The organism is Streptomyces sp. NPDC002176, from assembly GCF_044903645.1.
Lineage (GTDB): Bacteria > Actinomycetota > Actinomycetes > Streptomycetales > Streptomycetaceae > Streptomyces.
In genome coordinates this window covers 65,995-79,903 of the sequence record NZ_JBJDQW010000002.1, presented here as the reverse complement: position 1 = coordinate 79,903, position 13,909 = coordinate 65,995, and the positions used below count along the sequence as shown (strand labels likewise).

Below are 13,909 nucleotides of genomic sequence, written 5' to 3'. Positions count from 1 at the left end.
CATGGCCGTCTTCACCTGGCTCAAGCGCCGTCTCGTGGTTGTCGCGGGACTGCTGACGCTCGCCTATCTGCTGCTGCCGAACATCGTCGTGACGGTGTTCTCCTTCAACAAGCCCAAGGGCCGCTTCAACTACGAATGGCAGCACTTCTCCACCGACGCCTGGCAGGACCCGTGCGGGGTCGCCGACATGTGCGGCTCGCTCGGGCTCAGCCTCCAGATCGCCCTGTGGGCCACCATCGGCGCCACCGCGCTCGGCACGATGATCGCCTTCGCGCTGGTCCGGTACCGGTTCCGGGCGCGCGGCGCGGTCAACTCGCTGATCTTCCTGCCGATGGCGATGCCCGAGGTCGTCATGGCCGCCTCGCTGCTCACCCTGTTCCTCAACATGGGCGCCCAGCTCGGCTTCTGGACGATCCTGATCGCCCACATCATGTTCTGCCTGAGCTTCGTCGTCACCGCGGTCAAGGCGCGCGTGATGTCGATGGACCCGCGCCTGGAGGAGGCCGCCCGCGATCTCTACGCGGGGCCGGTGCAGACCTTCTGGCGGGTCACCCTGCCCATCGCGGCACCCGGGATCGCCGCGGGCGCGCTGCTGTCCTTCGCGCTCTCCTTCGACGATTTCATCATCACCAATTTCAACGCGGGCTCCACCGTCACCTTCCCCATGTTCGTCTGGGGCTCGGCACAGCGCGGGACGCCCGTTCAGATCAATGTCATCGGGACGGCCATGTTCCTGATCGCCGTGCTGTTCGTGCTGGTCTCGATGCTCGTCACCCGTCGACGCGGTCACCAGAAGGCGTAAAGCCCCGTAGGGAGTTGAAATCATGGCCCCTAGCGCCATGAGCCGTGGAAAAGACAACTGGATCGCTTCCCTCTCCGAAGCCCAGCCGGTCCCCTACTGGCTGGAGGACCCCGGCAAGCCCCACCCCGAGCCCGCCCTCACCGGCACCGAGACCTGCGATCTCCTCGTGGTCGGCGGCGGCTACAGCGGACTGTGGAGCGCGCTGAACGCCAAGGAGCGCGACCCCGGCCGGGACGTGGTGCTGCTGGAGGGCCGCGAGGTGGGCTGGGCCGCCTCGGGCCGCAACGGAGGCTTCTGCGCCGCCTCCCTCACCCACGGGTTGGCCAACGGTCTGGCCCGCTGGCCGGACGAGATCGGCACGCTGCACAATCTCGGCGCCCGCAACCTGGACGGCATCGAAGACGCGCTCGCCCGGCACGGCATCGACTGCGACTTCGAGCGCACCGGCGAGATCGACGTGGCCACCGAGACCTACCAGGCATGGGAACTGCGCGACTGGCACCGCGAGCTGCGGGACAAGGGCCTCGCCGACGGCATGGAGTTCCTCGACCGCGACGCCCTGCGCGCCGAGGTCGGCTCGCCCACCTTCGAGGCCGGGCTGTGGGACCGCCGGGGCGTCGCCCTGCTGCACCCGGCCAAGCTCGCCTGGGGCCTGAAGCGGGCCTGCCTCGCCCTCGGGGTCCGGGTGTACGAGCACACCCCGGCCCTGACCCTGAAGCATTACGGCGCCGGGATGGAGGCGGGCACCCCGTACGGCACGGTCCGGGCCCGTAAGGTCGCGCTCGGCACCAACATCTTCCCGAGCCTGCTGCGCCGGGTCCGCTCCTACACGGTCCCGGTCTACGACTACGCGCTGACCACCGAGCCGCTGACCGCCGAGCAGCTCGACTCGCTCGGCTGGAAGAACCGCCAGGGCCTCGGGGACGCGGCCAACCAGTTCCACTACTTCCGGCTGACCCCGGACAACCGGGTGCTGTGGGGCGGCTACGACGCGATCTACCCGTACGGCGGCCGGGTGCGCGCGGAGTACGACGACCGGCCGGAGACCTACGCCAAGCTGGCCGGGCACTTCTTCACCTGCTTCCCGCAGCTGGAGGGGGTCCGCTTCACCCACGCCTGGGGCGGCGCCATCGACACCTGCTCCCGCTTCTCGGCGTTCTTCGGCACCGGACATCAGGGCCGGGTCGCCTACGCGGCGGGCTACACCGGGCTCGGGGTGGGGGCCACCCGCTTCGGCGCCGATGTGATGCTGGACCTGCTGGACGGTGCGGACACCGAGCGCACCCGGCTGGCGATGGTCCGCAGGAAGCCGTTGCCGTTCCCGCCCGAGCCGTTCGCCTGGACCGGGATCGCGCTGACCCGCTGGTCGCTGGCGCGGGCCGACGCGCAGGCCGGGCGGCGCAATCTGTGGCTGCGGACCATGGACCGGCTGGGGCTCGGCTTCGACAGCTAGGCGCCTGCCTGGTGTGACCCAGGTCACTCCAAAGAGGCCGGTGAACCCGCGTAATGCGGACGGCCCTACCTCCCTCTCATTCGCAGACGCGCGTGTCCGCGAACGAGAGGGAGGTCTTTTCATGACAGGGGCGAAGACTGCGGTGGAGTGGCTGGCGTCCGTGGCGCCGGACCCGGAAGCCTGCCGGTGGGAGTGGGAGCGCAGCCCGCTGGGGGTCGCCCTGCTGCCCGCCGGGAAAGCGTGGGACGTGCTCGTCCTGCCGGGGGAGCTGGGCTATCCGACGCTGGACGTGCTCACCCGTGTGCTCGATCAACTGGGCCCGGTGCTGGTCGACTTCGGGGACAACCGGGTGGGCTTCTTCGTGCCGCCCGGCACCGCCGCCCGCTGGCTGGGCACCGGTATCCGCACGGCCGGGTCCGGCACCTGGATCGTCGTGCCGCACCCCGGCCGGGCGACCCAGGGGGTGCGCTGGCTGGTGCCGCCGGACGGGTCGGGCACGCTCACCGACCCGGCGCTGCTGGAGCTGGCGATGCACGAGGCGGCGGCGGCACTGGCGAGCGAGGAGGACGGGCGGCGCTCCTGACCCCTTGGCCGGGCTCTTTGGCGGGGACTCCTTGACAACAGAATTGGTCTGGACCAAGTTGGGGGCACCCTCGACCTCCAACTCCCCCATGCCTGGAGGCATTTGTGGACCGTTCCCGACCTCTGGTCGCATTCCTCACGGTCATGGCGCTCGCCGTGCCCGGCAGTGCCGCGCTCTCGTCGGCCGCCCGTGCGGCCGACGCGGACGCCGCGGTCAACGGCGGCTTCGAATCCGGTCTGTCCCCCTGGACCTGCACCGCCGGTACCACCGTCACCTCCCCGGTGCACGGCGGCGCCTCGGCCCTGCAAGCCACGCCGCAGGGCAGCGACAACGCCCAGTGCGCCCAGACGGTGACCGTCAGACCCAACTCCCAGTACACCCTGGCCGGTTGGGTGCGCGGCTCCTACGTCTACCTCGGCGCGAGCGGCACCGGCACCACCGACGTCTCCACCTGGACCCAGTCCGCGCCCGACTGGCAGAAGCTCGCCACCACCTTCACCACCGGCGCCAACACCACCAAGGTCACGATCTACACCCACGGCTGGTACGGCACCGGCGCCTACTACGCCGACGACATCTCCCTCACCGGCCCCGGCGGCGGCACCACCACCCAGCCGCCCACCGTGCCGACCGGGCTGAAGACCGGCACCGTCACCGCCACCTCCGTCGCCCTCTCCTGGACCCCGGTGACCGGCGCGACCGGGTACGCGGTCTACCGGGACGGCGTCAAAGTCCAGAGTCTGAGCGGCACTTCGGCCACCGTGAGCGGCCTGAACCCCTCGACCGCGTACGCCTTCCAGGTCACCGCCACCAACGACGCGGGGGAATCCGCCCGGTCCGCCACGGTGACCGCGACCACCCCGGCCCGCGGCGACGGCGGGGGCAACACGCAACTGCCCGCCCACGCCCTGGTCGGCTACCTGCACGCCAGCTTCGCCAACGGCTCCGGGTACACGCGGATGGCCGACGTGCCCGACAGCTGGGACGTCATCGACCTGGCCTTCGGCGAGCCCACCTCGGTCACCTCGGGCGACATCCGCTTCAACCGCTGCCCGGTCTCGGAATGCCCGAACGTGGAGAGCGACGCGGACTTCAAGGCGGCCATCAAGGCCAAGCAGGCCGCGGGCAAGAAGGTGCTGATCTCCATCGGCGGCCAGAACGGCCAGGTCCAGCTGACCACCACGGCCGCCCGCGACGCCTTCGTCTCCTCCGTCTCGAAGATCATCGACCAGTACGGTCTCGACGGCCTCGACATCGACTTCGAGGGCCACTCGCTCTCGCTGAACACCGGCGACACCGACTTCAGGAACCCGACCACCCCGGTGATCGTCAACCTGATCTCCGCGCTGAAGACCCTCAAGGCCAAGTACGGCAGCAAGTTCGTGCTCACCATGGCCCCGGAGACCTTCTTCGTGCAGAACGGCTACCAGTTCTACGGCAGCGGCAAGTGGGGCGGGCAGGACCCGCGCTGCGGCGCCTACCTCCCGGTCATCCACGCCCTGCGCGACGACCTCACCCTGCTGCACGTCCAGGACTACAACTCGGGCCCGATCATGGGTCTGGACAACCAGTACCACTCCATGGGCGGCGCCGACTTCCACATCGCCATGACCGACATGCTGCTCACCGGCTTCCCGGTCGCGGGTGACGCGGGCAACGTCTTCCCGCCGCTGCGCCCCGACCAGGTCGCCATCGGCATGCCCGCCTCGGTCAACGCGGGCAACGGCTACGTCGCCCCGGCCGAGGTCACCAAGACCCTGGACTGCCTCACGAAGAAGACGAACTGCGGCTCGTACCCGACCCACGGAACCTGGCCCGCGCTACGGGGTCTGATGACCTGGTCGGTGAACTGGGACCGGTTCGCGGGCTGGGAGTTCCAGCGGACCTTCGACTCCTACTTCGGCTGAGCACCAGGCCCAGGCAGGTCAGCAGCACCGCGCCCAGGCACCAGGACGCCAGCACGTCCAGCGGCCAGTGGAACCCCCGCCGCACCAGCCCGTACGACACCGCGAGCACCAGCGCGGCCGGGACACCGACCGCCGCGAGACGGGCGGCGCGGGTGCGGCACCAGGGGAGGAGGAGCAGCGCCGAGGCGCCGTACGCCACGGCCGCCGTCGCGGTGTGGCCGGAGGGGAAGTAGCCGGTGGCCGGGGGCACCACGGGGGTCCCCGGCCGCGCGGTCCACAGCTTCAGCGGGACGACGATCGCCGGGAGCACCGCCATCAGCAGCGCGGCCGCCGAGGGTGGCAGCCACCAGCGGTGCGCCCCGGCGGACCGGCCGCGCCAGGCCGCGTACCCGAGGGCGAGCACCAGCACCGGTACCGCCACCGTGATCTCCCCGAGGTCGGAGAGGAGTTCGGAGAAGCGGTCCGGGTGGACCAGGCCCCGGCTGAGCCGGGCGTCCAGCGCGAGCAGCGGGCCGTGGGCCAGCACCTGCCAGGTGAGCAGCGCGAACAGCAGCGCCGGGAGGGCGGCTACGAGGGCGAGGCGGCGGGCTTGAGGCACCGGGTCAGCTTCGCATGTGCGCGAGCGGGGAGAAGGAGGTCGGCCGCCCAGGAACAGGGGGGGTGGTTCCGGGGCGGCCGTCCGGACCGGGATGTCGCGCGCCCCGGGGGGTTTGGGGCGGCGACCGTCCGATCGGTGTGGAGATCCCGGAGCCCTCAGGCCCCGGTTGTGTGCGCGAGGGCACGACCAGGTCGAAGCTGGGGAGGCCCCGTCCTGAACTCACCCGCAGTTCCCTGCGAGCGGGGTGTATCTCTCATCGGGACCGAACTTACGGCAGGCGGAGGCGGTCGGACAGACGCAATCGCGTCCTGTCATCCACCTCGCACACGTTCTTCACACGGCCTGCCGCAGTCGTCCGCCAGAGGTACGGACCACTCGACAATCAGAGCGGTCTTACCGCTCAGATGCGCGAGAAAGCCTGCTCGATGATGTCCAGGCCCTCGTTCAGCAGGTCCTCGCCGATGACCAGCGGGGGCAGGAAGCGCAGCACGTTGCCGTAGGTGCCGCAGGTCAGGACGAGCAGGCCCTCCTGGTGGCACGCCTTGGCCAGCGCGGCGGCCGCCTCGGCGTTCGGCTCCTTGGTGTCGCGGTCCTTGACCAGCTCGATCGCGATCATGGCGCCGCGGCCGCGGATGTCGCCGATGATGTCGAACTTCTCGGCCATCGTCGCGAGGCGGCCCTTCATGACCTCCTCGATGCGCTTGGCCTTGCCGTTGAGGTCCTGCTCCTTCATCGTCTCGATCGCGCCGAGCGCGGCGGCGCAGGCCACCGGGTTGCCGCCGTAGGTGCCGCCGAGGCCGCCCGCGTGCGCGGCGTCCATGATCTCGGCGCGGCCCGTCACGGCGGCGAGCGGCAGGCCGCCCGCGATGCCCTTGGCGGTGGTGATCAGGTCCGGGACGATGCCCTCGTCCTCGCACGCGAACCACTGGCCGGTGCGGCAGAAGCCGGACTGGATCTCGTCGGCGACGAAGACGATGCCGTTGTCGTTGGCGAACTTCACGATCTCCGGCAGGAAGCCCTTGGCCGGCTCGATGAAGCCGCCCTCACCGAGCACCGGCTCGATGATGATCGCGGCCACGTTGTCCGCGCCGACCTGCTTGGTGATCTGGTCGATCGCCTGCTTGGCGGCCTCCGGACCCGCGTTCTCCGCACCGGTGGGCCAGCGGTAGCCGTAGGCCACCGGCACCCGGTAGACCTCGGGCGCGAACGGGCCGAAGCCGTTCTTGTACGGCATGTTCTTCGCCGTCAGCGCCATCGTGAGGTTGGTACGGCCGTGGTAGCCGTGGTCGAACACCACGACGGCCTGGCGCTTGGTGTGGGCGCGGGCGATCTTCACCGCGTTCTCCACCGCCTCGGCACCCGAGTTGAACAGCGCCGACTTCTTCGCGTGGTCACCCGGCGTCAGCTCCGCGAGGGCCTCCGCGACCTCCACGTAGCCCTCGTACGGGGTGACCATGAAACAGGTGTGGGTGAAGTCGGCCAGCTGGGCGCTCGCGCGGCGCACCACGGCCTCGGCGGAGGCGCCCACCGAGGTCACGGCGATGCCGGAGCCGAAGTCGATCAGGCTGTTGCCGTCGACGTCCTCGATGACGCCGCCGCCCGCGCGCGTGACGAACACCGGCAGCGTGGAGCCCACGCCCTGGGCGACGACCGCGGTGCGGCGGGCCTGAAGCTCCTGCGACTTCGGGCCGGGAATGGCGGTGACGACGCGGCGCTCCTGCGGAAGTGCGGTCATGCGGGGCTCCTGGGGGTATTACGGACGCTTGCCTTGTTTTCCCGCAGGCTAAGACGGGTGCCGTGGGGTGGGCATGCTCCATGTGGGCGTTTTCGGCGTGGCCCGTTGTCCGTGGTGGACATAGCGATGCGGGACGCCTGTGCGGCCGTCGGCCGCGTAACCAGTGAACTCCCCTTGCGGGGGCGTTAGATTGACTCGCTGACGGTGACGGACCGGCTGGTCAGGGGGCAGGGCGATGGACAGCGAAGGTACGCGGGACACGCGGGCCACCCACACCGGCCCGGTGCCGCGCCCGACGCGGCCCCCGGAAGGCCCGCCACCCATGCCCACGATGCCACCCGGAGCGCCGCCCCGCCCGGACGGCTCGGCCTTCCTCACCTGGCTGCGCGCCGCCCGGCCCACCGCGGCGCCCGGTGTGTGGCGCCTCGGGCACCGGCCCCGGCCCGAGACCGAGCCCGAGCTGACCCCGGCCCGCCAGCTGCTCAGCGGGGCCGTGATCGCGTTCCTGGTCGGCTGGCTGGTGTGGTCCCTGCTCTGGAACGGCTACCTCGGCGGCTGGTGGGTGCTCCCGCTGGAGCTGTTCACCCCGGACTCCTGGCGCGAGGGCAACGACCGCGTCGGCAACGCCGTCCTCTGGTACTCGTACTACACCCTCATCGCCCTCGCCATCCTCTTCGTCGTCGCCCGGATCGGGCGCTGGGGCGAGGTCTGGCGGCGCTTCGGGCCGCCCGCGTGGCTCAAGACCGCCAGCCCGGCCGAACCGCCGCCGCCCGCGCCCGGCGCGGACCCCGCCGACTGGCCCGAGCTGCGCGCCCACGGCGCCCACGAGGCCGCCGAGCGGCTCGCCGCCGAGGCGCGCACCGGGCTGATGCGGGACGTCGACCACGCCCGGATCGGCCGCGCCTGGCAGGGCGTGCGCACCGGCGCGAACACGCTGGCCGCGTTCACCGGCGCCGTCCTGCGCGACGGTTCCGCCGCCTGCCCGCACCCCTCCGGCGACCGCGACCTGCCCGCCCGGCAGGCCCGGCACGACCTGCTCACCGGCCAGGTCCGGCTCGGCACCGCCGCCGACGACCCGCGCAACCCCTACCAGTACCGGGGCGCCGGACTCGCCCTCGGCACCGACCTGCTCGGCACCTCCCTGGTCGCCGTCGGCCCGGCCGGGTCCGGCAAGACCGGCAGCCTGGTCCGGCCGCTCGCGGAGTCCCTCTGCCTGCACGCCCTCGCCGGACGCGCCGCCGTGGTCAGCGTCGGCGCGGCGGGCGCCGGGATCGGCCTGGCCGAGGCGTACGACGTGGTGGTCCGGGTCGGCCACCCCGACTCGGTGTACGACCTCGACCTCTACGGCGGCACCACCGACCCCGACGAGGCCGCCGCGATACTGGCCGAGGCCCTCGTCGGCGACCTCGCGGACGCGCACCCCGGCTCGGACAGCCGCCGCTCCACCACCGTCCTCGCCCAGTTGCTCGGCCCGTTCCGTGCCGTCCACGGCCGCTTCCCCTCCGTGCCCGAGCTGCGTGGACTCCTCGACGGCGCCCCCGGCCCGGTCGCCGCGCTGCGCAAGGCGCTCACCGAGACGGGGCACGCGTCCCTGCTGCGCGAACTCGACGCCCGCGAACGGCAGCAGGCGCACCCCGGTGACGTGGCCGCCGTGCTCGCGGACCGGGTCGCGCTGCTGGACCGGCCCGCGTTCGCCGCCTTCTTCGACACCTCCGGCGCGTCCCGCCCGTTCACCCTGAAGGCCCTCGACCACCCGGTCCGGGTCCGCATCGACCTGCCCCAGCGGGGCCACGCCGACGCCTCCCGCATCCTGGCCCGGCTGGTGCTGGCCCAGTTCACGGCCGCCGTCACCGCCCGCGAGGACCGCTCCCTCTTCGCCTGCCTGCTGCTGGACGAGGCGGCCGGGGTCGTCACCCCCGAGTCCGTACGCGGCATCCAGCGACTGCGCTCCGCGGGCGCGGGCGTCGTGCTCACCCTGCGCACCCTGGACGACGTGCCCCGGCCCCTGCGCGGCCCGCTGCTCGGCGCCACGGGGTGCCGGATGGCGTTCTCCGGCCTGACCCCCTGGGACGGCCAGGACTTCGCCGAGGTGTGGGGCAAGGAGTGGATCGAGACCCGCGACGTCACCGACCGGCAGATCATCGCGGAGACCCCGGCGGGCAAGGCCGTGCACATGCTCCGCCGTGTCATCACCGGCCAGGCGCCCACCGCCCGCGCGGTCACCGTCCGCCAGGTCGAGCGCGAACGCTGGTCCGCCTCCGAACTCGCCCACGCCGTCCCCCCGGGCCACGCGGTCCTCTCCCTGACCACGGTGCGGGGCGAACACGCTCCGCCTCTGCTGGTGGATCTCCGGAACTGAGCGGGAGCCCGCCATCGTACGGTGAGGCAGAATCGGGGTGGGCCGTTCATACGCGGCGGCCAAAAGATCACCGCCCCCGGTCGGCGCGACGACGCGCAGGCCGTCCCGACCTGAAGGTCCCATGCCGCCCACGCTCGCCTCGCTCGTCCACCACTCCGCGCTGAAGCTGACGGTCCGCGCGGGGGAGGACCGGCTCGACGTACCCGTCCGCTGGGCGCACGTCAGCGAGCTGGCCGACCCCGTGCCGTACATGGAGGGCGGGGAGCTGCTGCTCATCACCGCGCTCAAGCTGGACGCGGAGGACCCCGAGGCGATGCGGCGGTACGTGAAGCGGCTGGCCGGGGCGGGTGTCGTCGGCCTCGGCTTCGCGGTCGGCGTCAACTACGACGACATCCCCGAGGCGCTGGTGCAGGCCGCCCGGCTGGAGGGGCTGCCCCTGCTGGAGGTCCCCCGGCGCACCCCGTTCCTCGCCATCAGCAAGGCCGTCTCCGCCGCCATCGCAGCCGACCAGTACCGCGCCGTCACCGCGGGCTTCGCCGCCCAGCGCGAGCTGACCCGGCAGGCGCTCACCACCGGCCCCGAGGGCCTGCTCGCCGCGCTCGCCGCCCAGGTCGACGGCTGGGCCGCGCTGTACGACGCGTCCGGCGCCGTCGTCGCCGCCGCGCCCGAGTGGGCGGGCCGCCGCGCCGCCCGGCTCACCGCGGAGGTCGAGCGGCTGCGGGAACGCCCCGCCCCCGCCTCCTCGGTGGTCGCCGCCCCCGACACCGAGGACCGGATCGAGCTGCACTCGCTCGGTACCGGCCGCCGCCCCCGCGCCGCGCTCGCCGTCGGCACCGCCGCAGCCCCCGGCACCGCCGAGCGCTACGCCGTGCACTCCGCGATCGCCCTGCTCACCCTCACCACCGAGCGCTCCCGCTCCCTGCACGCCGCCGAACAGCGGGTCGGCGCGGCCGTGCTGCGGATGCTGCTCGCCGGGGAGCCCGACCACGCCCGCGCGGTCGCGGGTGACCTGTACGGCGGGCTGCTGGACGCGCCGTTCCGGCTGCTCGTCGCCGAGGCCGTGCCGCGCCAGGGGACGGACGGGGACCCGCTGGACGCGCTCGCGGAGACCGCCGAGTCCGCCGCCGCCCGCTCCGGGGAATCCGTCTTGGTCGTGCCCGAGGGCGAGCGCCTGGTGGTCCTCGCCACCGACGGCGGCACGGCGGTCGCCGCCTGCACGGCCTACGCGGACGCGCTGGAGGCGGCACGCCTCGTACCGGACTCCTCCGGCGGCGAGGACGGTGACCTCGTCGTCGGCCTCTCGGCCCCGGCGGGCCCCATCGCGGCCGCCACCGCCTACAAGCAGGCCGGGCAGGCGCTCTCCGTGGCCCGGCGGCGCGGCCGGGTCCTGGTCGAGCACGAGCACGTCGCGACCGGCTCGGTCCTGCCCCTGCTGGCCGACGACGCGGTACGGGCCTTCGCGGACGGCCTGCTGCGGGCGCTGCGCGACCACGACGCGACCGGGCGCGGCGACCTCGTCGCCTCCCTGCGGGCGTGGCTGTCCCGGCACGGGCAGTGGGACGCGGCCGCCGCCGACCTCGGCGTGCACCGGCACACCCTGCGCTACCGGATGCGCCGGGTCGAGGAGATCCTCGGCCGCTCGCTGGACGACCCGGACGTGCGGATGGAGCTGTGGCTCGCGCTGAAGGCCACCTCGGGGGAGTAGCCGACCCCGCCGAACCGGCACATCGGGCACCCGTTTCCGTACGACTCGGACAAGCGACCCCCGCCCGCGCCCGCCCTACCGTGGATCACGCAAGCACACCCCCCGACACGGAAGGGCCGGACCCGCACATGACCTCCACCCACGCCTTCTGGCTGGCCGGCCGCCAGGCCACCGGCGAGGACAGCTTCGACGTCACCTCCTCGTGGGACGGCCGGGTCGTCGGCCGGGCGAGCGTGCCCACCGACGCGCAGGTCGAGGAGGCCGTGGCCGCCGCGTACGCCGTGCGTGACGAGTTCGCCGCCGTCCCCGCGCACGTCCGCGCCACCGCCCTCGAGCACGTCGCGAAGCGGCTGACCGAGCGCACCGAGGAGATCGCCCAGCTGATCTCCGGCGAGAACGGCAAGCCCATCAAGTGGGCGCGCGGCGAGGTCGCGCGCGCCGTCTCCGTGTTCAAGCTCGCGGCCGAGGAGGCCCGGCGGTTCAACGGCGGCGAGGCCCAGCGGCTCGACACCGACGCGGGCGGCCAGGGCCGCATGGCGCTGATCCGCCGCTTCCCCAAGGGCGTCGTCCTCGGCATCGCGCCGTTCAACTTCCCGCTGAACCTGTGCGCGCACAAGGTCGCCCCGGCCATCGCCGCCGGTGTCCCGATCATCCTCAAGCCCGCCCCGGCCACCCCGCTGTCCGGCCTGGTCATCGGCGAGCTGCTGGCCGAGACCGAGCTGCCCGCCGGGTCCTGGAGCGTGCTGCCGGTCGCCAACGACAAGATGCCCGCGCTGGTCCAGGACGACCGCCTCCCGGTGATCTCCTTCACCGGCTCCGAGCAGGTCGGCTACGCGATCATGGACTCGGTGCCGCGCAAGCACTGCACGCTGGAGCTGGGCGGCAACGGCGCGGCCGTCGTCCTCGGCGACTGGGCGAGCGACGCCGACCTGGACTGGGCCGCGACCCGCATCGCCACCTTCTCCAACTACCAGGGCGGCCAGTCCTGCATCTCGGTGCAGCGGGTCATCGTGGACGGCGCGGTGTACGAGCGGCTGCTGCCGCGCATCGTCGCCGCCGTCGAGGCCCAGGTCACCGGTGACCCGGCCGACGACAAGACCGAGGTCGGCCCGCTGGTCAGCGAGGCCGCCGCGCAGCGCGTCGAGTCCTGGGTGAACGAGGCCGTCGAGCTGGGCGCCACCCTCCTCACCGGCGGCGAGCGCGACGGCGCTACCTACGCGCCGACCGTCCTCACCGACGTCCCCGCGGGCGCCACCCTCGCCACCGAGGAGGTCTTCGGACCGGTCCTCACTGTCACGAAGGTCGACGGCGAGGCCGAGGCGTTCGCCGCCGTCAACGACTCCAAGTACGGCCTCCAGGCAGGCGTGTTCACCCACGACCTGCAGACCGCCTTCCGTGCCCACCGCGCCCTCGAGGTCGGCGGCGTCGTCATCGGCGACGTCCCCTCCTACCGCGCCGACCAGATGCCGTACGGCGGCGTCAAGCAGTCCGGCGTCGGCCGCGAGGGCGTCCGCTCCGCGATGGACGACTACACCTACGAGCGCGTCCTGGTCCTCACGGGCCTCGCACTCTGACCTGCCACGGACAGGTCACCCCGGAACGGCCGGAGCCCGCTGTGCGGGGGCTCCGGCCGTTCCCTTTTTTGCCTTCTGCCTGCGGTGATAAACACCGCCGATCGCACGATCGGTTTCGCCTCTTAAGTCCGATAAACAGTGCCTATCGAGTCATTGATTGCGCTTTTGACTTTTTCGTGCACGCAGGCGCACACTTCCCTCCGCATCGAGCCGCATTTGGAGCGGTCATTCGCGGAAAGTGAGAGGGCATCGTGCCGATACCCATGGAAGACGCCCTGGACGCGCAGGTCGCCACCGCCCGGAGCAAGGCGAAGCTGCTCCATTCCCCCGGCCGCTACCTGGTGCTCTCGGCGCTCGCCGGTGCCTTCATCGGGATGGGCGTCGTCCTGATGGTCATGGTGTCCGGCCCGCTCAGCCTCGCCCATTCGCCGTGGGTCCGGCTGATCCAGGGCCTGGTCTTCGGCGTCGCGCTGACGCTGGTGATCTTCGCCGGTGGCGAGCTGGCGACCAGCAACATGATGACGATGGTCCAGGGCGCGGTCCGCCGGGCCCTGACGCCCCTCACCGCGCTCGCCGTGATCGTCGGCTCCCTCGTCGGCAACCTGGTCGGCTCGGTCGCCCTCGCCGGACTGGTCCACGCCGCCGGAGTGCTCGGCGTCGCCCCCGCCCCTGGAGCCCCCGCCCCCGGCCTGGCCGCCCTGACCGGCATGCTCACCGCCAAGATGGCCGAGAGCGGCGAGGCGATGTTCTTCCGCGGCGTGCTCTGCAACTTCCTGGTCTGCCTGACCGTGTGGATGGGCATGCGCACCCGCTCCGACGCCGCCAAGATCATGCTGATCTTCGCGGGCATCCTGGCCTTCGTCGCCTCCGGCTTCGAGCACGTCGTCGCCAACATGACGACCTTCTCGCTCGGCCTCTTCGAGCACGTCCCCGGCGTGACGGTCGGCGCCTTCGCCCACAACCTGCTCTACGTCGGCCTCGGCAACCTCGTCGGCGGCGGACTGCTGGTCGGCGTCGCGTACGCCGTCGCCGGTCGGCGCGACACCCCGGCCGCCACCCAGGACGGCCCCGCCGAGGGGCAGAAGCCCCTGGCCCCGGCCCTCGAAACGGTCTGAGCGACCTCTGTCCCCCCGCGCGTCCGTTCACCTGAACGGACGCGCAAGGGGTGGTGGGCCGCGCCCGATTCAGGTACC

At 72.5% G+C, this 13,909-nt stretch carries 9 protein-coding genes and 1 pseudogene; 8 read left to right on the top strand and 2 right to left on the bottom strand.

Translation table 11 applies throughout. The features are described 5' to 3' along the window. Position 1 precedes the first annotated feature (1 nt). From ACI2LY_RS08585 to ACI2LY_RS08570, 4 genes are all read left to right on the top strand, one after another. Positions 2-802 carry an ABC transporter permease gene (locus ACI2LY_RS08585; RefSeq protein WP_031183732.1) on the top strand — a complete coding sequence of 267 codons (801 nt, stop codon included), beginning with the start codon at positions 2-4 and terminating at the stop codon, positions 800-802. A gap of 22 nt (positions 803-824) precedes the next feature. Further along, the gene (locus ACI2LY_RS08580) at positions 825-2,255 is read left to right on the top strand and encodes an NAD(P)/FAD-dependent oxidoreductase (RefSeq protein ID WP_404706556.1); all 1,431 of its coding nucleotides are present in this window, start codon (positions 825-827) and stop codon (positions 2,253-2,255) included. A gap of 121 nt (positions 2,256-2,376) precedes the next feature. Then, a complete protein-coding gene (locus ACI2LY_RS08575; RefSeq protein WP_355193149.1) occupies positions 2,377-2,838 on the top strand; it encodes a hypothetical protein in 462 nt (153 codons plus the stop codon). Positions 2,839-2,981: 143 nt separating this feature from the next. Continuing rightward, positions 2,982-4,745: a chitinase gene (locus ACI2LY_RS08570; RefSeq protein ID WP_404706555.1), complete on the top strand. Its 1,764-nt coding sequence runs from the start codon at positions 2,982-2,984 to the stop codon at positions 4,743-4,745. On the opposite strand, the pseudogene ACI2LY_RS08565 reads toward ACI2LY_RS08570, so the two are convergent. After that, positions 4,687-5,343 (bottom strand): annotated as a pseudogene (locus ACI2LY_RS08565) (phosphatase PAP2 family protein); the annotation flags it as partial. The gene ACI2LY_RS08570 and the pseudogene ACI2LY_RS08565 sit on opposite strands and share 59 nt — an antisense overlap. Positions 5,344-5,743: 400 nt before the next feature. Beyond that, entirely contained in the window at positions 5,744-7,078 is a 1,335-nt protein-coding gene (gabT, locus tag ACI2LY_RS08560; protein ID WP_404706554.1) for a 4-aminobutyrate--2-oxoglutarate transaminase, read from the bottom strand. A 235-nt stretch (positions 7,079-7,313) separates the two neighbouring features. Here gabT and ACI2LY_RS08555 point away from each other — a divergent pair, with 235 nt between their 5' ends. The 4 genes from ACI2LY_RS08555 (at position 7,314) to ACI2LY_RS08540 (ending at position 13,831) form a co-directional block, all read left to right on the top strand. Next, positions 7,314-9,437 (top strand): ATP-binding protein, encoded by a 2,124-nt coding sequence (locus ACI2LY_RS08555; RefSeq protein ID WP_404706553.1) that lies wholly within the window; start codon positions 7,314-7,316, stop codon positions 9,435-9,437. Between the two features lie 121 nt (positions 9,438-9,558). After that, complete coding sequence (locus ACI2LY_RS08550) at positions 9,559-11,142, top strand: PucR family transcriptional regulator (RefSeq protein ID WP_404706552.1); 1,584 nt, start codon at positions 9,559-9,561, stop codon at positions 11,140-11,142. Between the two features lie 128 nt (positions 11,143-11,270). Then, the gene (locus ACI2LY_RS08545) at positions 11,271-12,716 is read left to right on the top strand and encodes an aldehyde dehydrogenase family protein (RefSeq protein WP_393912895.1); all 1,446 of its coding nucleotides are present in this window, start codon (positions 11,271-11,273) and stop codon (positions 12,714-12,716) included. A 251-nt stretch (positions 12,717-12,967) separates the two neighbouring features. Then, positions 12,968-13,831 carry a formate/nitrite transporter family protein gene (locus ACI2LY_RS08540; RefSeq protein WP_404706551.1) on the top strand — a complete coding sequence of 288 codons (864 nt, stop codon included), beginning with the start codon at positions 12,968-12,970 and terminating at the stop codon, positions 13,829-13,831. Positions 13,832-13,909: the final 78 nt, after the last annotated feature.

What these genes read in the sequence shown, in the direction of transcription:
- ACI2LY_RS08550 (WP_404706552.1), top strand. Translation starts at nt 9,559, where the DNA reads ATGCCGCCCACGCTCGCCTCGCTCGTCCACCACTCCGCGCTGAAGCTG.
- ACI2LY_RS08575 (WP_355193149.1), top strand. Translation starts at nt 2,377, where the DNA reads ATGACAGGGGCGAAGACTGCGGTGGAGTGGCTGGCGTCCGTGGCGCCG.
- ACI2LY_RS08555 (WP_404706553.1), top strand. Translation starts at nt 7,314, where the DNA reads ATGGACAGCGAAGGTACGCGGGACACGCGGGCCACCCACACCGGCCCG.
- ACI2LY_RS08585 (WP_031183732.1), top strand. Translation starts at nt 2, where the DNA reads ATGGCCGTCTTCACCTGGCTCAAGCGCCGTCTCGTGGTTGTCGCGGGA.
- ACI2LY_RS08545 (WP_393912895.1), top strand. Translation starts at nt 11,271, where the DNA reads ATGACCTCCACCCACGCCTTCTGGCTGGCCGGCCGCCAGGCCACCGGC.
- ACI2LY_RS08580 (WP_404706556.1), top strand. Translation starts at nt 825, where the DNA reads ATGGCCCCTAGCGCCATGAGCCGTGGAAAAGACAACTGGATCGCTTCC.
- gabT (WP_404706554.1), bottom strand. Translation starts at nt 7,078, where the DNA reads ATGACCGCACTTCCGCAGGAGCGCCGCGTCGTCACCGCCATTCCCGGC.
- ACI2LY_RS08570 (WP_404706555.1), top strand. Translation starts at nt 2,982, where the DNA reads ATGGCGCTCGCCGTGCCCGGCAGTGCCGCGCTCTCGTCGGCCGCCCGT.